18 protein-coding genes, 3 rRNA genes and 3 riboswitches are annotated in these 25,764 nt (G+C 46.4%); of the genes, 19 read left to right on the forward strand and 2 right to left on the reverse strand.

Going from position 1 to position 25,764, the window contains the following annotated elements:
- Nucleotides 1-264 precede the first annotated feature (264 nt).
- From MHI25_RS03585 to MHI25_RS03640, 12 genes are all read left to right on the forward strand, one after another.
- Entirely contained in the window at nucleotides 265-2,520 is a 2,256-nt protein-coding gene (locus tag MHI25_RS03585) for a glycosyltransferase 87 family protein (RefSeq protein ID WP_340394980.1), read from the forward strand.
- Entirely contained in the window at nucleotides 2,510-4,288 is a 1,779-nt protein-coding gene (locus MHI25_RS03590; protein WP_340394981.1) for a phospholipid carrier-dependent glycosyltransferase, read from the forward strand. Before MHI25_RS03585 ends, MHI25_RS03590 begins: the two co-directional genes overlap by 11 nt.
- A gap of 97 nt (nucleotides 4,289-4,385) precedes the next feature.
- On the forward strand, nucleotides 4,386-5,366 hold the full coding sequence (locus tag MHI25_RS03595) for a glycosyltransferase family 2 protein (protein WP_038568643.1): 981 nt from the start codon (nucleotides 4,386-4,388) through the stop codon (nucleotides 5,364-5,366).
- Nucleotides 5,353-5,760: a GtrA family protein gene (locus MHI25_RS03600; protein ID WP_076130538.1), complete on the forward strand. Its 408-nt coding sequence runs from the start codon at nucleotides 5,353-5,355 to the stop codon at nucleotides 5,758-5,760. The genes MHI25_RS03595 and MHI25_RS03600 overlap by 14 nt, the downstream gene beginning before the upstream one ends.
- 102 nt (nucleotides 5,761-5,862) lie before the next feature.
- Nucleotides 5,863-6,522: a class D sortase gene (locus tag MHI25_RS03605; RefSeq protein ID WP_280753245.1), complete on the forward strand. Its 660-nt coding sequence runs from the start codon at nucleotides 5,863-5,865 to the stop codon at nucleotides 6,520-6,522.
- Between the two features lie 119 nt (nucleotides 6,523-6,641).
- Nucleotides 6,642-6,724, forward strand: a riboswitch (cyclic di-GMP riboswitch).
- 74 nt (nucleotides 6,725-6,798) lie between these two features.
- Nucleotides 6,799-6,879, forward strand: a riboswitch (cyclic di-GMP riboswitch).
- A gap of 13 nt (nucleotides 6,880-6,892) precedes the next feature.
- On the forward strand, nucleotides 6,893-7,702 hold the full coding sequence (locus MHI25_RS03610; protein ID WP_081387329.1) for a transglutaminase-like domain-containing protein: 810 nt from the start codon (nucleotides 6,893-6,895) through the stop codon (nucleotides 7,700-7,702).
- A 367-nt stretch (nucleotides 7,703-8,069) separates the two neighbouring features.
- Nucleotides 8,070-9,627: ribosomal RNA gene (locus MHI25_RS03615) — 16S ribosomal RNA — on the forward strand.
- A 233-nt stretch (nucleotides 9,628-9,860) separates the two neighbouring features.
- Nucleotides 9,861-12,787: ribosomal RNA gene (locus MHI25_RS03620) — 23S ribosomal RNA — on the forward strand.
- A 128-nt stretch (nucleotides 12,788-12,915) separates the two neighbouring features.
- Nucleotides 12,916-13,032 (forward strand): 5S ribosomal RNA (rrf, locus tag MHI25_RS03625).
- Together the 16S, 23S and 5S rRNA genes form the textbook arrangement of a ribosomal RNA operon.
- Nucleotides 13,033-13,270: 238 nt before the next feature.
- Nucleotides 13,271-14,023, forward strand: coding sequence for an acyl-ACP thioesterase domain-containing protein (locus MHI25_RS03630; protein WP_340394982.1), 753 nt, complete (start codon nucleotides 13,271-13,273; stop codon nucleotides 14,021-14,023).
- Between the two features lie 195 nt (nucleotides 14,024-14,218).
- Nucleotides 14,219-14,806 carry an RNA polymerase sigma factor gene (locus MHI25_RS03635; RefSeq protein WP_076128449.1) on the forward strand — a complete coding sequence of 196 codons (588 nt, stop codon included), beginning with the start codon at nucleotides 14,219-14,221 and terminating at the stop codon, nucleotides 14,804-14,806.
- Nucleotides 14,781-15,968 (forward strand): DUF4179 domain-containing protein, encoded by a 1,188-nt coding sequence (locus MHI25_RS03640; protein WP_076128451.1) that lies wholly within the window; start codon nucleotides 14,781-14,783, stop codon nucleotides 15,966-15,968. The genes MHI25_RS03635 and MHI25_RS03640 overlap by 26 nt, the downstream gene beginning before the upstream one ends.
- A gap of 106 nt (nucleotides 15,969-16,074) precedes the next feature.
- Here MHI25_RS03640 and MHI25_RS03645 read toward each other — a convergent pair whose 3' ends face one another.
- A complete protein-coding gene (locus MHI25_RS03645; protein WP_340394983.1) occupies nucleotides 16,075-16,992 on the reverse strand; it encodes an AraC family transcriptional regulator in 918 nt (305 codons plus the stop codon).
- Between the two features lie 50 nt (nucleotides 16,993-17,042).
- Complete coding sequence (gene tsaA, locus MHI25_RS03650) at nucleotides 17,043-17,489, reverse strand: tRNA (N6-threonylcarbamoyladenosine(37)-N6)-methyltransferase TrmO (RefSeq protein WP_340394984.1); 447 nt, start codon at nucleotides 17,487-17,489, stop codon at nucleotides 17,043-17,045.
- Between the two features lie 127 nt (nucleotides 17,490-17,616).
- On the opposite strand from tsaA, the gene MHI25_RS03655 reads away from it, so the two are divergent.
- The 7 genes from MHI25_RS03655 (at nucleotide 17,617) to purB (ending at nucleotide 25,623) form a co-directional block, all read left to right on the forward strand.
- A complete protein-coding gene (locus tag MHI25_RS03655; protein WP_076305626.1) occupies nucleotides 17,617-19,752 on the forward strand; it encodes a DNA topoisomerase 3 in 2,136 nt (711 codons plus the stop codon).
- Between the two features lie 161 nt (nucleotides 19,753-19,913).
- Entirely contained in the window at nucleotides 19,914-21,137 is a 1,224-nt protein-coding gene (locus tag MHI25_RS03660; RefSeq protein ID WP_081387999.1) for an MFS transporter, read from the forward strand.
- 91 nt (nucleotides 21,138-21,228) lie between these two features.
- Entirely contained in the window at nucleotides 21,229-21,492 is a 264-nt protein-coding gene (locus MHI25_RS03665) for a DUF1294 domain-containing protein (RefSeq protein WP_036680925.1), read from the forward strand.
- 40 nt (nucleotides 21,493-21,532) lie between these two features.
- Nucleotides 21,533-21,967, forward strand: a complete 435-nt coding sequence (locus MHI25_RS03670) for a universal stress protein (protein ID WP_036680923.1) — start codon at nucleotides 21,533-21,535, stop codon at nucleotides 21,965-21,967.
- Nucleotides 21,968-22,200: 233 nt separating this feature from the next.
- Nucleotides 22,201-22,302: riboswitch (purine riboswitch) on the forward strand.
- A 305-nt stretch (nucleotides 22,303-22,607) separates the two neighbouring features.
- The gene (gene purE / locus MHI25_RS03675; protein WP_036680920.1) at nucleotides 22,608-23,093 is read left to right on the forward strand and encodes a 5-(carboxyamino)imidazole ribonucleotide mutase; all 486 of its coding nucleotides are present in this window, start codon (nucleotides 22,608-22,610) and stop codon (nucleotides 23,091-23,093) included.
- Nucleotides 23,090-24,322 (forward strand): 5-(carboxyamino)imidazole ribonucleotide synthase, encoded by a 1,233-nt coding sequence (gene purK / locus MHI25_RS03680; RefSeq protein WP_076302861.1) that lies wholly within the window; start codon nucleotides 23,090-23,092, stop codon nucleotides 24,320-24,322. Before purE ends, purK begins: the two co-directional genes overlap by 4 nt.
- Nucleotides 24,323-24,327: 5 nt before the next feature.
- Nucleotides 24,328-25,623, forward strand: a complete 1,296-nt coding sequence (gene purB / locus MHI25_RS03685; protein WP_036680917.1) for an adenylosuccinate lyase — start codon at nucleotides 24,328-24,330, stop codon at nucleotides 25,621-25,623.
- Nucleotides 25,624-25,764: the final 141 nt, after the last annotated feature.

The following is a 25,764-nucleotide window of genomic DNA, read 5'->3' on the forward strand; positions in this document are numbered from 1 at the left end:
ATTGTTGAAGAGGTGATGTTCAGGACGAGGCAGCCTTGGCGTTAGAGTCCAATTTGTTCCCTCCTTGATCCTGATCTCTGTTTATTTTGTACTGAAAATACTTCAAACCCCTAGGTGGTCCTATGGTCTTACCATTTTGTTAGTTCTCTCGCATTATGCTGATAGAATGGCCTGTTTTTTTGCTCCGGTATTTGCTTTAGCCACTGCGATTCTTCTATTCTATATAAGAGTCTATATAAGAGCCTTGAAGCTTAGGGCGATCCTATGGAATGGAATATTGTGCATGGAAGGGTCTGCGATCCAGATAAGGTTAACATACCCTATATTTATATGCTCTTTTATGAGAAAATCAATCCGAATGATTTCTTAGCAACGGTGAAATACACTAATTCGGGAGCTGTTTTTCAGAAGGGATATGCTTTTGGCTGGACTAAGATGAATATAGGACGAGGTGAGGTTGGGACGATGATCAAGAGTACACGTGCGGCCGTAATGACTGTATTGATGCTGTTATTGTTTGTGCTTCCTGTAACAAGCATTTATGCAGAGGGGAATCTATTGCAGAACCCTGGCTTTGAGGAGGGGGGAGATGATGCGCCTTCTAACTGGACTAAGGATATGTGGATTTCAGGAGACAACTCAGCTCTACTTTCAATCCAATCGGAGGAAGTTCATTCCGGCAGCAAGGCGGCAGTCATTGAGAATATCGAGCCCAATCATTCGAAATGGGTGCAGACGATTGAGGCTACGCCGAATAGTTATTATAAAATCTCTGGATGGATCAAAGTAGTAAGTACAGCAGGGGAGGGAATGGGCGCCAACATTCTTGCCGTTGGAGTAGGCGGGGGGTATCCCAGCGTAACTGATACGGCAGGTGAATGGCAGTATCTTGAATATATCGGCCAGACAGGACCGGAGCAGAAGTCATTTGGCATAGGTGCAAGTCTGGGCGGCTACTCTAGCTTGATTCAAGGTAAGGCTTATTTTGATGATTTTGCTGTAGAAAAATTAGACGCGGCTCCTGAAGGGGCTAACGTCATTTCGCTGGATAGTTCAGCGGTTAGTCCAGATGCCGGCGACAAAAAGGCAGACACTCCACATAAAGTATCTCCAACTAAGATGTTGCTGATCTCAGCGCTGTTTAGCGTGTTTTTTGCAGTGCTTTATACTAAGGCATTCCGTAGTGAGAAGCTTATGAAGCAGCCTGAGAATATTTATTCCAAATGGCTGAGCATTGCCATCGGAATCGCTTTTATCCTGAGAGTGTGGATTGGTCTTACCGCGCAAGGATATCAGAATGATATGAATACCTTTATTTCTTGGGGACAGCGTATGGTGGATTTAGGCCCAGGCAAATTTTATGAAGAAGGTTATTTTGCCGATTATCCTCCTGGCTATTTGTACATATTGTACGTGCTTAGCGCCATTCGTGGCGTTTTAGGATTCACTCAGGGCTCAGGTGGAGAGAATTTGCTCTTCAAGCTCCCTGCGATCCTTTCTGATTTGGTACTCGGCTACTTCATTTATCAAATGTCACGCAAAAAACTCGGCACAGGAATAGCTTTCGGCTTAATGTTGTTGTTTCTGTTTAATCCAGCGGTACTTATTAATTCAGCGGCTTGGGGACAAGCAGATTCATTCTTTTTGATCTTCCTGCTGCTCAGTATCCATGGCGCTGCGAACAAAAAGTTTGTCCGCTCCGCAATTTTGTTTGCCTTAGCGACGCTAATTAAACCGCAAGCGTTGATATTCACGCCGGTATTGTTGTTTGCTTTTTATCATCACCGCGCTTGGAAGCAGCTTGGATTCGGAGCTTTGTATGGATTAGGGATCTTCGGATTGCTTGCGGCACCGTTTTTCTGGAATAACGGAGGTCTGGTAGGGATTATTGATCTTTACAAGAGTACGTTATCTTCCTATCCGTATTCTTCAGTGAATGCATTTAATCTGTATGCACTGACTGATCCGATGTGGTCATCCCTTGATCTAACCTGGCTTGGCATTCCATACCGTGTATGGGGCTTCATATTTATTTTAGTGGCTGTAGCTGTTGCGGCATTTTATTCCTTTAAAAAGGATCGCTTGGATCTGACCAAATCCTATTTTATCGGGATGGTGCTTATAGTAGTGGTCTTTGTGCTTGGCACCAAAATGCATGAACGTTATATGTTCCCTGCTCTTATTCTTTGTTTGTTTACTTATATAGAAAGTCGGGACCGCCGCTTTTTATCGCTATTTCTCGGATTCAGCTTAACGCAATACATCAATGTGGCGTACACCTTATCCCACCTGAATGCAGATGTTAGCCCGGGTGCAGACGGAATCGTATTAGTGACTGCTATAGCTAATCTAGCATTGCTGCTTTATATGCTGAATATCGGATACGATGTGTATGTCCGCAAGGGAATAAAACCTCTTCCAGCGCCAATTACACCGGAAGAACAGTATGAAGAAGATTTGAGAGTTGTCGGGCAAATTAAACCGCATCAGAAGGGAGGGCGATTTAACGATGAAGTTTAAGCGTATAGATTGGATATGCATAATAGCTATCACGGCCGTTTACGCAGCGCTTGCTTTATATAATCTTGGCTCTACTAAATCTCCAGAGACCTTATGGGAGCCTGCTGCCAGTGGTGAAAGCTTCTATGTAGATTTGGGGCAGAGTAAACCATTGGAACGGGTCAATATCTTTGGTGGCGTGGGAACGGGTAAGTTCAAGCTGGAATTCAGCGACAATCCTGAGGTCTGGAGCAGTCCGATGGATGTCAGTGAGGATGTCGGGAATGTCTTCATCTGGAAAAGCCAACCCCTGAACGTTACAGCGAGATATGTGAAGTTAACAGTTACCTCTCCAGGGTTCACTTTGAACGAAATGGCCTTTTATGAGCAGGGGGGAGAAAGAATCCCCCTTCCTATTGCCGGTGTGACACCGGATGCTAACGCAGTACCTAAAAGAGGAGCAGCGGCCAATCTTTTTGACGAGCAGTCGCTCATTCCGGAATATTCTAACTTTATGAATAGCACTTATTTTGACGAGATCTATCATGCGCGAACAGCTTATGAATATACACACGGGATAGTGCCTTACGAGAATACGCATCCACCGCTTGGCAAGCTGTTGATTGCCATAGGTATGGAGCTGTTCGGAGTCAATCCATTCGGCTGGCGTATTATCGGAACCTTGTTCGGAGTTGCCATGTTACCTCTCATATATGTAATGGCGCTTCGTTTGTTTAAGAAAAGCAAATACGCCGCCCTCGCGGCAGGATTGTTTGCGCTGGATTTCATGCATTTCACACAGACAAGAATCTCCACGATTGACGTATACGGAGTATTCTTCATTATGTTGATGTTCTATTTTATGCAGCGGTATTACACAATGAATTTCTACAAGCAGCCTTTAAGAAAAACATTAATTCCGTTATTCTGGTCTGGCTTATTCTTCGGAATCGGCGTAGCTTCGAAATGGATTGTGCTCTATGGAGGAGCAGGGCTGGCCATTATGCTGGCTATCTCCCTTTTTGAACGCTACAGAGAATACCAAGCCTCCGGACGCCTGCTGGCAGAGGGGAAGATTAAAGACAAGGAATTGCTGGGCACCTGTCGTGAAGCAGTAGATTCTTTTTGGAAAAAGACTATTATTACGTTGGCTAGTTGTATCGGGTTCTTTGTAATTATTCCAGTAATTATTTATAGCTTATCTTTTGTGCCGGGGTTATCTGCATCAGCAGAGGGCTTCACTATAAAAGGTTTGATTGATTCCCAAAAGAATATGTACAACTACCACAGCCAGCTTGTAGCTACACATCCTTTTGCTTCCTCATGGTGGCAATGGCCGTTTATGAAGAGACCGGTCTGGTTCTTTAGCGGCGGTGAAGGTTTGCCGGAAGGTCAGGTCAGCAGTATAGTGACTATGGGGAATCCTCTTATCTGGTGGACGGGTATTTTTGCGATGCTGGCAACGCTGTGGATTACGCTGAAACGTAAAGATAAGAACCTCTACATGATCTGGATCGCCTTCTTCTCGCAATATGTTCCGTGGATGCTTGTCCCAAGAGAAACATTTATTTACCATTATTTTGCTATGGTACCATTTATGATTCTTGGTATTGTATATATAATGAAGTTGCTGGATAGTAAATTCCCTGAGGCCCGTTACGTACAGTATGTCTATGTAGCCGTTGCTTTGCTGCTCTTTATCGCTTTCTACCCGGTACTGTCAGGGATGCAGGTCAGTGGAGATTACGTGAAAGATATGCTGCGTTGGTTCCCAACTTGGGTTTTCTAGGATTTAATAAAAATCTATAAAATAAGTTTATGAATGCAGCGTTATTATGAAGTGTAGATGGATGTAACGCTCCAAAAAGCTTGTAGGAGGAATAAAGGTGAAAGCCAGATATAGTGTGATTGTACCCATGTTCAATGAGGAGCAAGTAATTAGCCATACTTATGAACGTTTGAAAAAAGTAATGGACGAGTGCGGCGATACTTATGAGCTGGTCTTCGTCAATGACGGCAGTCGTGATCGTTCCGCCCAGATGATTCGGGAGATCTGTGAACGAGACGAGCATGTCAAGCTGATTGACTTCTCGCGTAATTTCGGACATCAGGTAGCGATTACAGCTGGCATGGACTATGCCGAAGGTCAAGCGGTTGTTGTTATTGACGCTGATCTTCAGGATCCTCCGGAGGTCATTTTGCAAATGATCGAGAAGTGGAAAGAGGGCTACGACGTTGTATATGCGAAACGCCTGAAGCGCCACGGAGAAACGATGTTCAAAAAGGTCACCGCGAAGCTTTTTTACCGCCTGCTCAGCAGTATGACAAGTGTGGATATTCCTACGGATACAGGCGATTTCCGTCTTATTGACCGTAAGGTATGTGATGTCCTGCGGGGACTTAAAGAAAAGAACCGCTATGTCAGAGGTTTGGTGAGCTGGGTTGGCTTCAAGCAGACTATGGTGGAATATGAACGGGAAGAACGTTTTGCCGGAGAAACCAAATATCCGCTGAAGAAAATGATTCGTTTTGCGTTAGATGGCATCACCTCTTTTTCACATAAGCCGCTTAAGATTGCTACGTATATTGGATTCTTCCTTTCATTCTCTAGCTTTCTCTATTTATTTTTCGTCTTGTTTCAAAAGATATTTTTTACCTCCTGGACGGTTCCGGGCTGGGCTTCCATTGTAGGCGTTAATCTGCTCTTTAACGGTATCGTTCTGATGCTGTTGGGTGTGATTGGGGAGTATATCGGACGGATTTATGACGAGTCTAAAGATAGACCGCTATATATTGTTAGTGAGACTAAAGGCTACCAGAACGAAGAACAACTGGACCGCCGGAAGGACCACAATGATGTCAGATAAGAACTTGCGCGCTGCATTCATACAGTTCCTCAAATTTAATGCCGTAGGTTTGCTCAATACGCTTATTGATTTTGTGATTTTTACATTGTTGAATTCACTAGGGATGGTATACGCATTGGCGCAGGTGATCTCCTATAGTGCAGGCACGGCGAATAGCTTTATTTTGAATAAAAAAGTTACCTTTCGTGATCGCAACCGGGGGAATAAAGAAGGCTTCGACCGCGTGCAGCTGGTCAAGTTTATCGTGCTGAATCTGGTAGTGCTCGGAATATCACTGCTGCTAATGCATCTGTTGACAGACAAACTAGGTATTCAAGTCTTGATCTCGAAGGTGCTGGTTACCTTTATCACGGTGATCATCAATTTCTTTGGAAGTCGTAAATGGGTATTTTAAACATTAATTTCAGGCAGAAGGAGTTGCTATGCTTAAAGGCAAGTAGCTGTTTCTGCTTGATTTGTATATAACCATAGAAACAATATACGGAGGTGAATAACATTGCGTAAATTCTCCTATCTACTCATACTGGCTGGGATACTTATCATGTTATATCCGACAGCTAACGAATGGTACAACGACAGGCAGCAGGAGAAGTTATTAGAAACGGCTGAACTAAGCACTGCCGATAGTACTCCCCAGTCAGATCTGAGGAGCAGGTATGCTGAAGTTACTCAGCTGTTAGCAGAGGAATCGGTTCTGGATGCCCAGGCACAGCCCCAACCCCAAGAGACAGAAAAGCCTGAACCGGAGATTGAAGTCGGTGGCAAAGTAATCGCACTAATTGAAATCGATAAGATTGATTTGAAGCTGCCTGTATTAGAAGGGGCTACAAAAGCTAATATGAAACATGCTGCAGCCCATATGAAAGAAACGGCACCCCTTGGAGAGATCGGGAATGCTGCAATCGCGGCGCATCGGGCTCGAACTACGGGTCGTTTGTTTAACAGATTGAATGAGGTTGTTGTGGGGGATGTTATCACGGTAAAGACTAGTGATCAGGTGTTTAACTATGAGGTATACGATATTTCTGTTGTAGATCCGAGTGATGTCTCCGTTCTTGACGGGAATGACAAGGATAAGATTCTTACTCTGATTACATGTGATCCGCTAGTGAATCCAACGCATCGGCTGATTGTTCATGCCAAATTAACAAAATGAGAATAGTGAATGACAAGAAAACACAAATACCGGGAGATATTTATAAAATAATGGGTAATCTAGTAAATTAGGTCTTGTTCACAACTATAAATATGATAGTATTATACTATGAAAGCTAAACACGATAACGGCAAACCTTCCGAAAGGTAGGGACGCAAAGCTAAAGGGCCTTTTCCCGAAAGGATGGCAGCCAGCTACCGAATGAAGAGGCTTTTTTTGTTTGTTTCAAATGGATTCTATCAATTATATCTAGTAAAGCTAGAACAGATAGAGCTTATACGATAACGGCAAACCTATCGAAAGGTAGGGACGCAAAGCTAAAGGGCCTTCCCGAAAGGATGGCAGCCAGCTACCGAAAGGAGTTTTATCCGTGAAAAAGGTTTATTTTATGCTGGTGGCGTTGTTCGTCCTAATGACTTCAGTTCCGGTAAGTACAGCTCAAGCTGCAAGTGCAGATGCCAGCTGGTTGATTACATCCAAAGTGGCTCAAGGTGTTATTGGTATTAACTATGATATTCCGAAAGATAAAAGAATCAAACTCATGATCACCAAAGATAACAGCAGCTATACATATAACTTGTATGCTTCTGGACAAGCTGAGGACTTCCCTTTGCAACAAGGAAATGGGACTTATAAGGTTTCTGTTCTGGAGAATACAACCGGCAATAAATACAAAGCATTATATTCCGAAGTAGTAGACGTAACCATGAGTGACTCGAATTCCGTATATTTGGGCTCCGTACAGAATGTGAAATGGAGTTCTTCTGATAAAGCGATTGTCAAAGCTAAACAATTAGTACAAGGCAAAACAACAGACGAAGAGAAAGTTAAAGCGATCTATAACTATGTAGTTGCGAATGTACAATATGATTACTCTCTTGCTAATAGTGTAACTACTGATTATATTCCAAGCATCGATAAGACATTGACTACTAAAAAAGGGATTTGCTATGATTACGCTTCTCTTTTTGCCGCAATGCTGCGGAGTGTAGATGTTCCTGCTAAGTTGGTAATGGGGAATACAAGCTACGTTACGCAATATCATGCCTGGAACGAAGTGTTGCTTAATGGGAAGTGGGTTACCATTGATACTACAGTGGATGCAGGACTTTCAAAGAGTGATAAGAAAACCGATTTAATTAAAGCCTCAAGCAAATATACTGCGGCAAAATACTATTAAGTTCGTCGCTAGAAACATAACTCTATTAAATAAACAACTAGCTTAATTATTAAGCTAGTTGTTTATTTTTATATTAGGGGTTGCTTTTCTATTAATAGTTGGGGTATTATAGGTAAGCGTTGTTAGACAGCGTACAGGCGATACAGACGAGGCTGATAAAAAGCTTCGAAAAATAAAGCTTGCATTTCTGAAGACAACATGATATATTATAAGAGTTGCTGCTGAGACATTAAACGGCGCCAACGAGAACTTGATCTTTGAAAACTGAACAACGAGTGAGTAGGATTTCACGTAAGTGAAATCCAAAATTAGAGAATTAATTTTCTCGTCAGATGTTTCAAAATGAGCATATCGCTCTTTTCAATACTAATTGGAGAGTTTGATCCTGGCTCAGGACGAACGCTGGCGGCGTGCCTAATACATGCAAGTCGAGCGGAGTCATTTTGAAAGCTTGCTTTCAAAATGACTTAGCGGCGGACGGGTGAGTAACACGTAGGCAACCTGCCCTTCAGACTGGGATAACTACCGGAAACGGTAGCTAATACCGGATAATTTCTTTTTTCTCCTGAGAGAAGAATGAAAGACGGAGCAATCTGTCACTGAGGGATGGGCCTGCGGCGCATTAGCTAGTTGGTGGGGTAACGGCCCACCAAGGCGACGATGCGTAGCCGACCTGAGAGGGTGAACGGCCACACTGGGACTGAGACACGGCCCAGACTCCTACGGGAGGCAGCAGTAGGGAATCTTCCGCAATGGGCGAAAGCCTGACGGAGCAACGCCGCGTGAGTGATGAAGGTTTTCGGATCGTAAAGCTCTGTTGCCAGGGAAGAACGTCCGGTAGAGTAACTGCTACCGGAGTGACGGTACCTGAGAAGAAAGCCCCGGCTAACTACGTGCCAGCAGCCGCGGTAATACGTAGGGGGCAAGCGTTGTCCGGAATTATTGGGCGTAAAGCGCGCGCAGGCGGCTATTTAAGTCTGGTGTTTAAACCTTGGGCTCAACCTGAGGTCGCACTGGAAACTGGGTGGCTTGAGTACAGAAGAGGAAAGTGGAATTCCACGTGTAGCGGTGAAATGCGTAGATATGTGGAGGAACACCAGTGGCGAAGGCGACTTTCTGGGCTGTAACTGACGCTGAGGCGCGAAAGCGTGGGGAGCAAACAGGATTAGATACCCTGGTAGTCCACGCCGTAAACGATGAGTGCTAGGTGTTAGGGGTTTCGATACCCTTGGTGCCGAAGTTAACACAGTAAGCACTCCGCCTGGGGAGTACGGTCGCAAGACTGAAACTCAAAGGAATTGACGGGGACCCGCACAAGCAGTGGAGTATGTGGTTTAATTCGAAGCAACGCGAAGAACCTTACCAGGTCTTGACATCCCTCTGAATCTGCTAGAGATAGCGGCGGCCTTCGGGACAGAGGAGACAGGTGGTGCATGGTTGTCGTCAGCTCGTGTCGTGAGATGTTGGGTTAAGTCCCGCAACGAGCGCAACCCTTAACTTTAGTTGCCAGCAGGTAATGCTGGGCACTCTAGAGTGACTGCCGGTGACAAACCGGAGGAAGGTGGGGATGACGTCAAATCATCATGCCCCTTATGACCTGGGCTACACACGTACTACAATGGCCGGTACAACGGGAAGCGAAGCCGCGAGGTGGAGCCAATCCCATCAAAGCCGGTCTCAGTTCGGATTGCAGGCTGCAACTCGCCTGCATGAAGTCGGAATTGCTAGTAATCGCGGATCAGCATGCCGCGGTGAATACGTTCCCGGGTCTTGTACACACCGCCCGTCACACCACGAGAGTTTACAACACCCGAAGTCGGTGGGGTAACCCGCAAGGGAGCCAGCCGCCGAAGGTGGGGTAGATGATTGGGGTGAAGTCGTAACAAGGTAGCCGTATCGGAAGGTGCGGCTGGATCACCTCCTTTCTATGGAGAATCGTTCTCTGCAATGAGAACATTCAAATCGGAAGTTTAACTTCCACAATCTCAGGTTTAGGCCTGTTACTCACTCGTTGCTCAGTTTTGAGAGTTTAAGCTCTCAAGTAAGACTTGATCCTTGAAAACTGGATACCGAAACGAATTTGCGTTTTAGAACATCTTTTAGCAACTTGTGCAAACAAGTAAATGTTATTAGTGAGATTTTTCTTCGGAAGAATCAAGGTTAAGCTAATAAGAGCACACGGAGGATGCCTAGGCGCCAGGAGCCGACGAAGGACGTGGCGAACAACGAAACTGCCTCGGGGAGCTGTAAGCAAGCTTTGATCCGGGGGTGTCCGAATGGGGAAACCCAGCTGTGGTAATTCGCAGTTACTCATTTCTGAATACATAGGAAATGTAGAGGCAGACCAGGGGAACTGAAACATCTAAGTACCCTGAGGAAGAGAAAACAATAGTGATTCCGTCAGTAGCGGCGAGCGAACGCGGAACAGCCTAAACCTAAGAGCTTGCTCTTAGGGGTTGTGGGACGTCTCACATGGAGTTACAAAGGAATATGGTAGGTGAAGAGGTCTGGAAAGGCCCGCGATAGAGGTAAAAGCCCTGTAGCCTAAACTGTATTCTCTCCGAGACGGATCCCGAGTAGTGCGGGGCACGTGAAACCCCGTATGAATCCAGCAGGACCATCTGCTAAGGCTAAATACTACCTGGCGACCGATAGTGAAACAGTACCGTGAGGGAAAGGTGAAAAGCACCCCGGAAGGGGAGTGAAATAGAACCTGAAACCGTGTGCTTACAAAAAGTCAGAGCCCTATTAATGGGTGATGGCGTGCCTTTTGTAGAATGAACCGGCGAGTTACGTTTAACATGCAAGGTTAAGCCGAGAAGGTGGAGCCGCAGCGAAAGCGAGTCTGAATAGGGCGAATTAGTATGTGGACGTAGACCCGAAACCGTGTGATCTACCCCTGTCCAGGGTGAAGGTGCGGTAACACGCACTGGAGGCCCGAACCCACGTACGTTGAAAAGTGCGGGGATGAGGTGGGGGTAGCGGAGAAATTCCAATCGAACTCGGAGATAGCTGGTTCTCCCCGAAATAGCTTTAGGGCTAGCCTCGGTATAAGAGTAGTGGAGGTAGAGCACTGATTGGGTGCGGGGTCCGCAAGGATTACCAAGCTCAGTCAAACTCCGAATGCCATATACTTATTGCCGGGAGTCAGACAGTGAGTGCTAAGATCCATTGTCAAAAGGGAAACAGCCCAGACCATCAGCTAAGGTCCCCAAGTGTGTGTTAAGTGGGAAAGGATGTGGAGTTGCACAGACAACCAGGATGTTGGCTTAGAAGCAGCCACCATTGAAAGAGTGCGTAATAGCTCACTGGTCGAGTGACTCTGCGCCGAAAATGTAACGGGGCTAAACACACCACCGAAGCTATGGCTAGATACGTATGTATCTGGGGTAGGGGAGCGTTGTGTAGGGGTTGAAGGTGTACTGAAAAGAGCGCTGGACACTACACAAGTGAGAATGCCGGTATGAGTAACGAAAAGATCAGTGAGAATCTGATCCGCCGAAAGCCCAAGGTTTCCTGAGGAAGGCTCGTCCGCTCAGGGTAAGTCGGGACCTAAGGCGAGGCCGAAAGGCGTAGTCGAAGGACAACAGTTTGAAATTACTGTACCACCGTAATCCGCTATGAGCGATGGGGTGACGCAGGAGGGTAGTGACGCGGACTGATGGATGTCCGTCTAAGCAGTGAGGCTGATGTGTAGGCAAATCCGCACATCGATAAGGCTGGGCTGTGATGGGGAGCGAAAATTATAGTAGCGAAGGTCATGATCTCACACTGCCAAGAAAAGCCTCTAGCCAGGAGAAGGTGCCCGTACCGCAAACCGACACAGGTAGGCGAGAAGAGAATTCTAAGGCGCGCGGAAGAACTCTCGTTAAGGAACTCGGCAAAATGACCCCGTAACTTCGGGAGAAGGGGTGCCCCGGTAGTGTGAATAGCACGAGGGGGCCGCAGTGAAAAGGCCCAAGCGACTGTTTAGCAAAAACACAGGTCTGTGCGAAGCCGCAAGGCGAAGTATACGGGCTGACGCCTGCCCGGTGCTGGAAGGTTAAGGGGAGTGGTTAGGGGTAACCCGAAGCTATGAACCGAAGCCCCAGTAAACGGCGGCCGTAACTATAACGGTCCTAAGGTAGCGAAATTCCTTGTCAGGTAAATTCTGACCCGCACGAATGGCGTAACGACTTGGGCGCTGTCTCAACGAGAGATCCGGTGAAATTTTAATACCTGTGAAGATGCAGGTTACCCGCGACAAGACGGAAAGACCCCATGGAGCTTTACTGCAGCTTGATATTGAATTTGGGTACGATCTGTACAGGATAGGTGGGAGCCGTAGAAATCGGAGCGCAAGCTTCGGTGGAGGCGCCGTTGGGATACCACCCTGATCGTATCTAGGTTCTAACCTAGTGCCCTAATCGGGTACGGGGACCGTGTCAGGCGGGCAGTTTGACTGGGGCGGTCGCCTCCTAAAGAGTAACGGAGGCGTTCCAAGGTTCCCTCAGAATGGTTGGAAATCATTCGCAGAGTGCAAAGGCATAAGGGAGCTTGACTGCGAGACCTACAAGTCGAGCAGGGACGAAAGTCGGACTTAGTGATCCGGTGGTACCGCATGGAAGGGCCATCGCTCAACGGATAAAAGCTACCCTGGGGATAACAGGCTTATCTCCCCCAAGAGTCCACATCGACGGGGAGGTTTGGCACCTCGATGTCGGCTCATCGCATCCTGGGGCTGAAGTAGGTCCCAAGGGTTGGGCTGTTCGCCCATTAAAGCGGTACGCGAGCTGGGTTCAGAACGTCGTGAGACAGTTCGGTCCCTATCTGTCGTGGGCGCAGGAAATTTGAGAGGAGCTGTCCTTAGTACGAGAGGACCGGGATGGACGTACCGCTGGTGCACCAGTTGTTCCGCCAGGAGCATGGCTGGGTAGCTACGTACGGACGGGATAAGCGCTGAAAGCATCTAAGCGTGAAGCCCCCCTCAAGATGAGATTTCCCAATTAGTAAGACCCCTTGAAGACGACGAGGTAGATAGGTTGGAGGTGGAAGTGCAGCAATGCATGGAGCTGACCAATACTAATCGGTCGAGGGCTTATCCTATACTTAGAATGCAAACTCGTTTCGGATTCAGTTTTCAGGCATCAAGCCTGAAATACGCTTAGAAATTCATTGTCACTTCTGGTGATGAACCGAATTTCACGCGGCAGCGTTTGTTTCACAGACGCATGTTTGGTGGCGATAGCGGAGGGGTTCCACGCGTACCCATCCCGAACACGACCGTTAAGCCCTCCAGCGCCGATGGTACTTGGACCGAAGGGTCCTGGGAGAGTAGGACGTTGCCAAGCACACGAAGCCATTGTTGATTTATCAACAATGGCTTTTTTGTTCCCTTTATCGCTTAATTTTAAAAATGTGGATAAGTTATGGGGAATTAACGAAATTATAAAAGTTACTAACATGTGGATGAAATAATAAAATATATTCAAAATTGAAAGTAGTCCCCAATTTATGTGGATAGAGCAGTGGTATATGTGGATACTTCAAGTAAATGCAAGGATATTTTGCATGGCAGGAGGATAAACAATGGACAACAGTAGCAATCTTGTGTGGATAGAAGATTTTTCTGTACATGCGAGCGACACGGATTATCGTTCGCAGGGTAAGTTATCCTTTATTCTGGATATCATGCAATGTGCGGCAGACTTCGCGGTGGGTAATTTGGGGATAAGTGTGGAAGAGATTCTGAATGCAGGAATGGGCTGGATGATGATTACGTTAGATCTTGATTTTAAGCGTATTCCCCGCCCTAATGATGTGCTTAGCGTACATACCTGGAGTAAAGGCACTAAAGGGGCACTGTGGCAACGGGATTATCGTATTTTCGATGCAGATCATATAGAAATCGCCACAGCACGATCCATATGGGCTTTAGTAGATATTGAAAAGAGAAAGATACTCAGACCGAATGCCCTTCCAGTTCAGGTTAAGCACTATAATGGCGATTCAGTAGGCGATATGCCTGTTAAGGTAACGATCCCTTCCGATATTACTATGGAAGAAGCTTATCGGTATCAGGTAAGATATAGTGGGCTGGACAGCAACGGACATTTGAATAATGCCCGATACGGGGATTTAAGTTGTGATGCGCTCACTTTAGCGGAATGGGATAATGCAGAGTTCACACGCTTCCGGATTACTTATCTACAAGAAGCTAAGTTTGGGGATGAACTGACTATTTTACGTTCAGCTGTAACGGATGATGGTATATATGTACGCGGTCAGAATAGTGATACTGTGTATTTTGAAGCATGTATAGCGTTAAAAAGTGTCAAATAGTACGAATAAGTAAGTAATTTATAAATATGGAATATTATTATAAAAGCGATTTCTCCGAAAATCAATCGGGGCAGTCGCTTTTTTTATTAAAACGGATGATGTTTCTAACATATTTGGAAAATTTTTTTGAGCCTGTCACAATTAAAGGGATCACATTCGTTATATAGTTGTAGTCAATAACAAGGAGGTGATTCTTTGGAACGTCGCAGCCCCGGGGTCCAAGTGAATCAAACAATAATTGAAGAGGCTATCGATCAGGTTCTTGCGGGTAACCGCGAAGCCTATAGAACTATAATACAAGCCTATGAAAGAAAGATTTATACGTATTGCTATTATATTTTGAGAAGTCATGAAGAAGCAGAGGATGCTGTGCAAGATATATTTGTAAAAGTGTATCAGGAACTCAGACGTTATGAGAAACGAGTCTCTTTTAGTGCATGGCTGTATAAAGTGGCTTATCATCATTGTCTGGATCAGGTTCGCAAACGCAAGCGAAGAAACCGTCTGTTGTCGCTATATAAAGAGCAGCAGCCCAAAGCCTATTATAATCCTAACGATGAGGAGCCATTGCAGAAGTTATTTATGGATGACCTGACAGCCGAAGAGAGCAATCTCCTGATTCTTAAGGTGGTTGAGCAGTACAGCTTTGAAGAAATGGGTCAGATTATGGATTGTAATTCAGCTACTTTACGCAAGAAATTTGAACGTCTACGCAAAAAGTTAGTCCGGCAAAGAATGAATGAAGGAGGCAGCCCTCATGGAGAAATGGCAAGATCGAACTGAAAGTCAGAAGATGGAGCACATTCGTCAAACATTCCAAAATCATGAAATGCCGGTAGACAGTTTCAGCGATTCAATTATGAAGCGAATAGGAGACGAGGGAATGGAAAAACGAGCGTCAAGAAAGAATGGAAACAAGTTTCTGAAAAAATCATTGGTGGCTGCCTCGGCAGCAGCAGTGTTGGGTGCGGGGATAATCGGTAGCGGATTTGTATCCCCGGTCATGGCTGAAACATTGAAGCAGATTCCTGTTGTAGGAAGTATTTTTAAGGGGATTGACGATAAAGGTCTAAATGCTGCTGAGGAAAAAGGATTATCTACTGCCCCTAACCAAAGCGTTACCCATGATGGAGTGACCTTAAAGGTTACCGATGCCTATTATGACGGCTCGCGGTTGGCTTTTGCGATTGAACGGGAAGGCATTGATAATGATAAGATGATGGCTGAGATGATTATTGAACCGATTGAGTTCGATCCATCGCTAACAGAACAACATGCGAAAGTGACAATGAACCAGTCCGAAAAAGGGTTGTTGGGTTCAGCAGAAGTGAAATTGCCGAATGGGAAAAAACTGGAGAGCCAAATGTCATCTTTTGGTGATGTTGAGGGAAAAAAGAATGCTATTTTATACGATTACAGAAATCTAAATAATATAGAGGCTTTGGGGGATGAATTTGAATTAAGCATCAGTGTGCCGGTTACACAAATTGCAGAGCCTTTTGTAATCAAGGTGCCGGTGAAAAAAGTAACGGAAGGAATTATCAAGCTTGATCTGAACCAAACAAAAGAGGCAGAAGAATTCAGTTATACGATTACCAAGCTGGAATTAACTCCAGCCACAAGCAGATTACAGCTCAGCGAAGAAGGTAAAGCGCCAACTGTGAAAGAAAAGGATGGATACACAACCTCTGAAATGTTCTATGAAATCGTTGATGAACTAGGTAATGCGTTCTCATCGGGTGGTTCATTTAACTTGCCAGCTATAGTCTATCCTTTGGTAGACAAAGATTTCATACCGTTCGCGCAAACACCAAAGACAATTACAGTTAAGCCGTTTACTTACTCCATTGATGAAAATCATAAAGCATTAAGGGATGAAGAAGGAAAACAAGTTAAACATTATTATCCGGAGCTTGAACAAACGATTCAGGTGGAGCAAAAGTAACTATTAATCCCATAAGCAAAAAAAGCCCGTGTCTGCATAGCAGATACGGGATTTTTGTTAAAAAATGAGAATTTATAAGCTGCAAAACTATAATATCTTTATATTTCTAAGAGTAACGGTTGTCATCTATAAAAGACGACAACGTAGTCTCTTCTTGTAAAAATTCTAATGGAATGTAGATTTCACTCACCGAGTTTTCGTTATCTGGTCCAAGGTACAATTCACCATAATATTCCAATTCAAATGGAATGGACATCCTGTATTCTGTTTTCGGCAGCCAGATTCCGTAGATATATTTATAGGTAGAAGGGATATCACAAGAGCGGCCTTTATGGATGAATTTCAGATAACGTATGGGTGGTAAGATCTGAAGGGGGAAAGTCTGATTGTGGTCTGCTTTTATAGGACTAAGTTCGCAGGCACACATGATCGAAAACCCATTACTCTCATAGTCATCTGGCCAGAAGCCAAGCTGATAATATTTTTCAGGCTGTATTCTATCCGATATAGTGGCTACCTTATTGAAAAGCAAAGGCCAAGTATCAGAAATGACGGAGAAATCATGGTCTACTTTAACTATGGGTCCTTGAAGTATAATTTCTTCGAAATCAACGAGCTGGGGGGAGAGATCACTATCAGAAAGGACTTGAAGTAGATCCTGTTCATATAGTCTAGGGAGCAAAGGGAGTTTCGTTTCAGTAAGTCTTTTTCGAACAAGAGAGGGAGTCGTGTGCAGCATTCTTTTGAAGGCACGGGTAAAGGTCTCATAGTTACTAAAGTTATAGTCTAATGAGATGTCCTGGAATGAACATTCTGGCATTCGATGAATGTCTAAGGCTGCTTCAGTGATTTTGCGTCTGGCTATATAGTCGCCGGGTGCTATCCCAGTGACTGCTTGAAATAGACGGGTGAAATGATAAAGGGAGTATCCCATTTCTTTGGAGAGGACAGCTACAGGAAGAAACGTAGTTAAGCGATCCTCAATGAGATCTAAGGCTTGAATGATTAGTTGGCGATTGTTCAAGAGATGTCCTCCCATAACAGTTAATAGAAATGGTGTCTAGCACGATTACTTCAATGATTTGCTGTCCAGTCGCCCCAAGCAGCAGCCCAATCGGGAACAGTCACTTCCATTACGCGATCTGCACTAGGAAAATAGGCTTTGATGTCGAGAACCGGTGTGCCCGGATAGGCATCAAACCCGGCCACCTCCACTATTCCAGAGTCTACATCGACAGACAGGATTGCTGCTACACTTAGCCCAATCGGATTAGGGCGAATAGGGGAACGGGAAGCGAATACTCCAGTTAAGGTCGCATCATAAGGAGGCTGAATCTGTGTAGTCTGCCGGAAATGATCCTCTGCAAACTCATGCAGCCACCAAAGTACTTGGCAATGACTAAACTGAGATAAACCTTTAAGCGCTGGTCTGAATTCCGGGTTGATTTCAAGCCGCAAATTATGTGCTGTACCTCTAACCGATCCTATAGATAATATATTATAGCTTTCTTGTTCATTCATTGACTATGACTCCTTTCGGGTATCAGATATGATCTAGTGTATAACAGAGGCATACGGTAAAGCCTGACGATATTTGCTAACATTCATTTAATGCTATAATGAAATTTGATGTGGAAAGGGGAGCATTATGAAGACACTAGTATTGGCGGAGAAGCCGTCTGTTGCACGCGAGATTGCACGGGTCATGGGATGCAATAATAAACAGAAGAGTTATATTGAAGGTCCAAAATATGTGGTTACCTGGGCGCTGGGTCATTTGGTCGGCCTGGCAGAGCCAGAGGATTATAATAAAAAGTTTGCAACTTGGGCCTTGGAGGATCTGCCGATTTTGCCGGAGAAGACCAAGCTGAAGGTGCTGCGGGAGACCAACCAGCAATATAAAGCTGTCCAGCACCTAATGAAGCGTCAGGACATTGAGGAGCTTATTGTTGCTACAGATGCTGCCCGTGAAGGGGAGCTGCTGGCTCGTTGGATTATGAATATGGCAGGGTGGAAAAAGCCATTCCGGCGGTTATGGATATCCTCGCAGACTGATAAGGCAATTAAAGAGGGATTTGCAAAACTCCGTCCGGGCCGGGAATTTGATCGGTTGTATGAATCTGCACGTTGCCGCGCAGAGGCGGATTGGATGATTGGACTGAATGTCACAAGAGCTTTGACCTGTAAGTTCGGTTCGCCGCTCTCAGCAGGACGGGTACAAACGCCGACATTAGGGATGATCATGGATCGTGAACAGGAGATTACGGGTTTCCGTTCCGTCGATTTTGAGACGCTGACTGCTGATTTTGGGGATTTCCAAGCGGCATGGCGGGCCAGTAACGGTGATGGTCGAATATTCGAAAAGGATAAGACAGCCAGCTTAAAGGATAAGCTTACAGGACGCAGCGGCCGTATTATTAAGGTACAGAAGAGTGAGAAAAGTGAACCTCATCCACTGGCTTATGATCTGACTGAACTGCAGCGTGATGCGAACCGGAAGTTCGGCTTCTCCGCGAAGCAGACCTCCAGTGTGCTGCAGCGGTTATATGAGCAGCATAAACTTGTCACATACCCGCGTACGGACAGTCGTTACTTAACTTCAGATATGACGGGCACACTCAAGGAAAGACTGGATAGTGTTGCGGTCGGTCCATATGCAGCGTTAGCACGTCCATTGCTGCGCAAGCAGCTGCCGATTACGAAGCGAATCGTGGATGATAGTAAAGTCAGTGATCACCACGCTATTATTCCTACAGAACAGACCGTATTGTTAAATGGTCTGAGTACTGAGGAACGTAAGTTGTATGATCTGATTGTGCGGCGTTTTATAAGCTTGTTCTATCCGCCAGCTCGTTATGATGCGGTAGCTGTAACCGTCAATGTGGAAGGCGAAAGCTTCCATGTCAAAGGGACGACAGTAAAAGATGCCGGCTGGCGCGAAGTATACGGCGGGGATATGAGTAGTGATGACGAGGAGGAATCTGCGGACGAGCCGGCAGCGGGCAGTGTAAAGCTGCCTGAGCTGCGCGAAGGGGCTACTGTCACGATTGGCCGCTGTATGGTGCGTGCTGGCCGAACACAGCCACCGAAGCGTTATAATGAAGCTTCGCTGTTGACGCAAATGGAGAAGCACGGCCTCGGAACCCCGGCTACACGCGCGGATATTATTGAGAAGCTGGTAAGCTCCGATACAATTGAGCGGCAAGGTAATCTCCTGCATCCGACAGGAAAAGGTAAGCAGTTAATCGAGCTGGTATCCACTCAGCTACGAACCCCGGATCTAACCGCACGTTGGGAAGCTGAGCTGGAGAAAATAGCGCGTGGTCAAGGCAAACCGGAGCTCTTTTTACAAGGTATCCGCGGTATGGCACAGGAATTGGTAACAGGTGTGAAAACTAGCGGAGCAGAATATAAGCCGCATAATGTCTCTAACAGTCATTGTCCGGAATGCGGTACAAGACTACTCGAGAAGAAGAGCAAACGAGGGAAGCTGCTGGTGTGTCCTGCAGATAACTGTGGTTACACCCGTGCAGGTGAGAAAAGACTATCGAATCGCCGCTGCCCACAGTGCCATAAGAAAATGGAGCTTAAAGAGGGTAAAGCAGGCATGTTCGTACAATGTCTAGGCTGTGGAATCACAGAGACCTTAGATAAGGATCACAAGCATGTTAATAAACGTGAACAGCAAAAGCTGGTGCAGCAATACAGCAAGCAGGAAAGCATTGGTTCTAACCTTGGGGAACTGCTGAAAGCAGCGCTTGAAGGACAAAAGAAGGATAAGTAGTAGGAATCATCGGATGGTTAGCTTCAATTAAAACGAATGATTAGAATAATGAAGGCTGCTGAGTGTGCTCAGCAGTCTTTTTTCTATCCTAGTAAGTTTATGTGGTCTACGGATAGGCTTTGAATTAGAATGGTAAGCAAATGAGTGGAGCAGGTGATTAGGTGGCAGCTGAGCAGCAGGCGAATCCGTTGAAAGCGGCAGATCGCCCACAGGGGCAAGGAAGCAGCAGGTTTTTCTTTTTGGTTATTGTATTTATGTTTTGGTTCTCTTCTTATATTTATGTGCCGGTGCTTTCACCATATGTTGAGCATTTGGGAGCATCGTATTTTATGGTGGGCATGGTGCTTGGGATATATGGGTTAATGCAGATCCTATTCCGTATACCCATTGGCATCGGTTCAGATTATTTAAATAGGCGGCGGCCGTTTATCTATCTGGGATTGATTGCGAGTGGAGTCAGCTGTTTTCTTTTTATGTGGGGAGCACAGCCGGGTTGGGCGTTGGCAGCACGTGCGGTATCCGGGATAGCAGCATCGGCATGGGTTGTGTACTCTGTGATGTTTGCAGGTTATTTTCCAAAAGAGGAAGCTGGAAAAGCGATGGGCATGCTGCAATTCACTACAGTAATCGCCCAATTGACCAGCATGATGATCAGCGGCTATATGGTAGAGCATTGGGGCTGGAATGCCCCCTTCCTGATTGGTGGAATTGTAGCTATTGCGGCACTAATACTTGCGCTTCGGTTACCGGAACAAAAGCAGGAAAAACGGCAAAATGCCATACAGATCAAGGAACTGGCTGGTGTCGTAAAGGAACCTTTGCTGGTAAAAGTATCACTGTTGTCTGTGCTGGCACACTGTGTGCTATTTATAACAATGTTCGGATATACTCCGAACCAGGCGCTGAATATCGGAGCAAGCAAAGAAAGCTTGGGCTGGCTAACACTCGCTTTTATGATTCCGCATGCCATCGCAACGCTCTACGGCTCACGTCTGTTTGGAGGGCTGCTGGGTGATAGAGGGAAGCTTATGCTAGGCTTTGCGGGAAGCGCACTGTTTACGCTGCTCATTCCTTCTATGCCGACGTTAGCGGCGCTTTGTCTGACTCAGGTGGGGAATGGTTTTATGCAGGGACTTATTTTTCCGCTGCTGTTGAGTAAATCCGTATCAGAAATAGATCCTTTTAAACGGGCTACAGCTATGGGTTTCTATCAGGCCGTTTATGCGATAGGGATGTCAGCAGGGCCATTCGTAGCAGGTTGGATGAGCTCTGTATATGGCTTGACCGGAGGATTCTGGTTAGGTGGGATTGCGGCGGCGTTGGCTACAATTTTATCCTGGGTATGGATGAAGGATACGAAGCAGAAGCAGCTAAAAGCAACTTAACAGACTTGGCAGAGCGTGTAAGGATGATTGGTTTTTTGTGCAAAAGAGGAATATAATAGAGATAGGAAGCAAGGAGGAGGAGCCCGGGAGAATGGTCAAGGTTGTAATGTTGTGGTTTGTGGTAATTAATATAATCGGGTATGTAGTGATGTCCGAGGACAAGAACAAAGCCCGCAAAAGGCGGGAACGTGTACCTGAGAAAACACTTTTTCTGCTGGCAGCCATGGGCGGCGCACTAGGTGTGCTGATTGCCATGTACCGTAAGCGCCACAAGACGCGTCATACATCCTTCAGGATCGGAATTCCGCTTCTGCTGCTGCTGAATATCTTTTTGTACAGCTATTTTTTAAGATAATAGTCTTTAGGATTACAAACTAGAAAAAGAGGTGGCGTACATGTTATTCTCTAAAATTTTGCTAGCCTATGACGGTTCAAAGGCTTCTAATCAAGCATTGGAGCGCGCAATTGAACTCGCTAAAGTCACACCAGGTTCTATATTGCATGTCGTACACGCATTTGAATTCCCAAGATTTTTTATCGGAGAAGCTCTTGCACCACTACCAGCTTCAGTAAATAAAGAATATTATGATTTGGCAGTGCAGACAACCGAGGAAGTGAAGGGACGCCTTGAGGCTGAAGGCCTGAATGCTGAGGTTGAGCTTTTACAAGGATCTCCTGCGGAAGTGATTTTGAAATATGCTAAGGAAAATGCTATAGACATCATAGTTATCGGCAGCCGCGGGCTTGGCGGTATACGTGAATTTGTTCTGGGCAGTGTCAGCCATAATGTAGTACAAAGCGCTCGTATTCCAGTGCTGGTTGTAAAATAATATAGAGTTCAAAGGGACGCTGATAGCGTTCCTTTTTTTCAATTTAAGGAAGTAAGGGTCGTATTCTGGAGCTTAAACATCATAGAGCATTAGAGGTAGGAGTGTACGGAAAGAAGTCTTTCTTCACAAAATATAAGGTTATTGAGAATTCAAATCCGCCCAAAAGCGAACATTTATTATGGTGATTTTACCAATGTTCGTGTTTGAGTTGACATCATGTGTAGGGGATTGTTAAACTGATGTCATGAAGAGCTCGTATAAAACCGGGAATATGGCCCGGAAGTTTCTACCCGGGAACCGTAAATTACCGGACTACGAGGAAATAGGATGCTAGAATGCGATAATGCAGTCCAGATAATGGAGTGATGCATTGTGCAGCTTTCCGCGCTTAATGCCAGTTTGGTGAGAGGCAAGCGGGAGTGTTTTTTCCTAATTCCTTTACTAGTCCGATCCTCCCGCAGCAAAATGCGTCTGGACATCGGGCTTTTTTAATATAAGGAATAAGTTACACGTAATACATCAACCTTATATTATTAAGGAAAACGATAGTCATCCCTGAAGGACGAGAATGTAGTCTCTGCTTGTTCGGATTTACAAGATAAAGATATCTCATACTAGTGATTGGAAGGTAGGTCGAATCATGTCTGTGCAGGTAGCTGTCATCATGGGTAGTAAGTCGGATTGGGATACGATGGAGCACGCTTGTGGGGTGCTGGAAGAGCTGGGTTTGTCTTATGAGAAGAAGGTAGTATCCGCGCACCGTACACCGGACTTGATGTTCCGCTATGCGGAGGAAGCCGCAGGCCGCGGCATTCGCGTGATTATTGCAGGAGCAGGCGGCGCCGCACATTTACCGGGTATGGTGGCTGCAAAGACGATCCTGCCAGTGATTGGAGTGCCCGTGCAGTCGAAAGCACTTAATGGGCTGGACTCGCTGCTCTCCATCGTGCAGATGCCTGGAGGCATACCGGTAGCAACGGTAGCTATTGGTAAGGCAGGCGCTGTAAATGCAGGCCTGCTGGCCGCACAGATCATCGGAGCGTTCGACCCTGAAGTGCAGCAGCGTGTGCAGCTGCGTCGGGATGCGATCCGCGATGAAGTATTGGAAAGCAGCGACAGCTTATGAGGCCGGAGGAGCTGAAGCTGCAGGAGGCTGGCGGCGCAGCTTCGCCAGCTGCACAAGCGTCCGGTGCAGACACCGTCCGGACGCTGCTGCCCGGCTCGACCGTCGGCGTGCTCGGCGGCGGGCAGCTCGGGCGCATGATGGCGCTGGCCGGCAGCGCCATGGGGTACCGCTTCGTGGCGCTGGATCCTGCGCCGGATGCGCCTAGCGGTCAAGTTACGCCGCAGATTACGGCGGCGTATAACGACCGGGACGCGGCGCGGGAGCTGGCCCGCCGCTCGGACGTCATCACGTACGAGTTCGAGAACGTCGACGCGGGCGTAGCAGCGCTGCTGGCGGAAGAATCGTACGTGCCGCAGGGCAGCGCGCTGCTGTATACCACGCAGCATCGGCTGCGCGAAAAAGCCGCCATCGAGGCGGCGGGCGTTCCGGTCGCCCCGTACCGGAAGGTAGACAGCCTTGCGGAGCTAAAAGAGGCGGCGGCTGAACTTGGACTACCTTGTGTGCTCAAGACAGCCACAGGCGGTTATGACGGCAAGGGTCAAGCTGTGATTCGTCAGGAAGAAGAGCTGGAAGAAGCCTTCCGGCAGGTTGCACCCGGTGAGGTGATTCCGGAGCTAGTGCTTGAGAAGTTTGTAGCTTTTCAATGCGAAATATCCGTTGTTGCTGCACGTAGTGCATCTGGGGAGGTCAAAAGCTTCCCGCCTTCTGAGAACATTCATGTAAACAATATTTTGCATCTGTCCATTGTGCCTGCAAGAGTGTCAGCGGACATTCAGCGCAGAGCTTGCGAGCTGGCTGAGACTTTAATCGCAGGCCTGAATGCGGTTGGACTGCTTGCCGTGGAAATGTTCGTCACAGTGGACGGTGAATTGTTCGTCAATGAGCTGGCACCAAGACCGCATAATTCCGGCCATTACACCATGGATGCTTGCGTGACCTCACAGTTCGAGCAGCATGTCCGGGCGATTTGTAATCTGCCGCTGGGCGATACAACGCTTTTGACACCTGTAGTTATGGTAAATGTATTAGGTCAGCATTTGGATGGTGCGATTAAAGCGACCTGTACACATGAGGAAAAAGATAATAAGCTGGGTATTGTACCTAAGCTTCATATATATGGCAAGACTGAGAGTAAGACTGGTCGTAAGATGGGTCATATCAATCTGCTGTGCAAGGATACCGGAGACGGCCTATCCTGGGTGGAGCAATCTAAACTTTGGAGGAACTAAAGAATATGATCGAACGTTACAGCAGACCCGAGATGCGGGCCATTTGGACTGAGGAGAATAAATTCAAAGCGTGGCTGGAAGTGGAAATATGCGCTTGTGAAGCATGGGCGGAGCTGGGAGTCATCCCACATGAAGACGCTGCTAAGCTGCGTAAGGATGCTAAATTCGACATCGCACGTATTGATGAAATCGAACAGGAAACACGTCATGACGTAATCGCCTTTACTCGTGCGGTTTCCGAAAGCCTTGGCGCAGAACGCAAATGGGTACACTACGGCCTTACTTCCACAGATGTGGTGGATACAGCACTGGGTTACTTGCTGCGTCAAGCGAATGAGATTCTAGAGAAGGATATTATTAACTTCATTGAGATCCTTAAAGATAAAGCTATTGCTTATAAAGATACACCGATGATGGGCCGTACACATGGGGTTCATGCTGAGCCAACTACTTTTGGTCTGAAAATGGCATTGTGGTACGAAGAAATGAAACGTAACCTGGAGCGTTTCCGCCATGCTGCGAACGGTGTGCAATTTGGCAAAATCTCCGGAGCCGTTGGTACGTATGCCAACATCGATCCATTCGTAGAAGAATTTGTCTGCCGTAAGCTGGGTACAAGCCCTGCACCGATCTCGACACAAACTCTACAGCGCGACCGCCACGCTGAATATATGGCAGCTCTTGCTCTGGTAGCAACCTCGCTAGACAAATTCGCTACCGAAATCCGCGCTCTGCAAAAGAGTGAGATTCGCGAAGTAGAAGAAGCTTTTGCCAAAGGTCAAAAGGGTTCATCTGCTATGCCGCATAAACGGAATCCTATTGGCTGCGAGAATATTTCCGGTCTGTCCCGCGTGATTCGCGGACATATGGTTACAGCTTACGAGAACGTGCCGCTCTGGCATGAACGCGATATCTCGCACTCTTCAGTGGAGCGTATCATCCTTCCGGATGCAACGATGCTGCTGAACTACATGCTGAACCGTTTCGGAAACATCGTGAAGAACCTGACTGTATTCCCAGAGAATATGAAGCGTAACATGAATCGTACCTTCGGCGTCCCTTTCTCTGGCCGGATCTTAACCAAGCTGATTGATAAAGGCTTCAGCCGCGAGCAAGCATACGACACTGTTCAACCACGTGCGATGCAAGCTTGGGAAGAGCAAAAGCAGTTCCGTGATATCGTGGAAGCTACACCTGAAATCACTAATGTCCTCACCCCAGAAGAGATTGAAGATGCATTTAACCCTTCTTGGCACCTTAAGCATGTGGATACCATCTTCCGCAAGCTAGAACTTATCTAAGAAAAGATAAGTTAGTGGTGAACTAAGGAGCTAGGAATAGTACGAGCGGTTATGGTTGTGCAGAATTGAAATGCAACTGGTCGATAAGGAACGGAGAGAAATTTTGGAACTGTAGAAGCGTTAGCGTTCGCCTTTATCCTC

Origin of the sequence: Paenibacillus sp. FSL E2-0177, assembly GCF_037992975.1 — a bacterium.
GTDB classification, from domain to species: domain Bacteria; phylum Bacillota; class Bacilli; order Paenibacillales; family Paenibacillaceae; genus Paenibacillus_AQ; species Paenibacillus_AQ odorifer.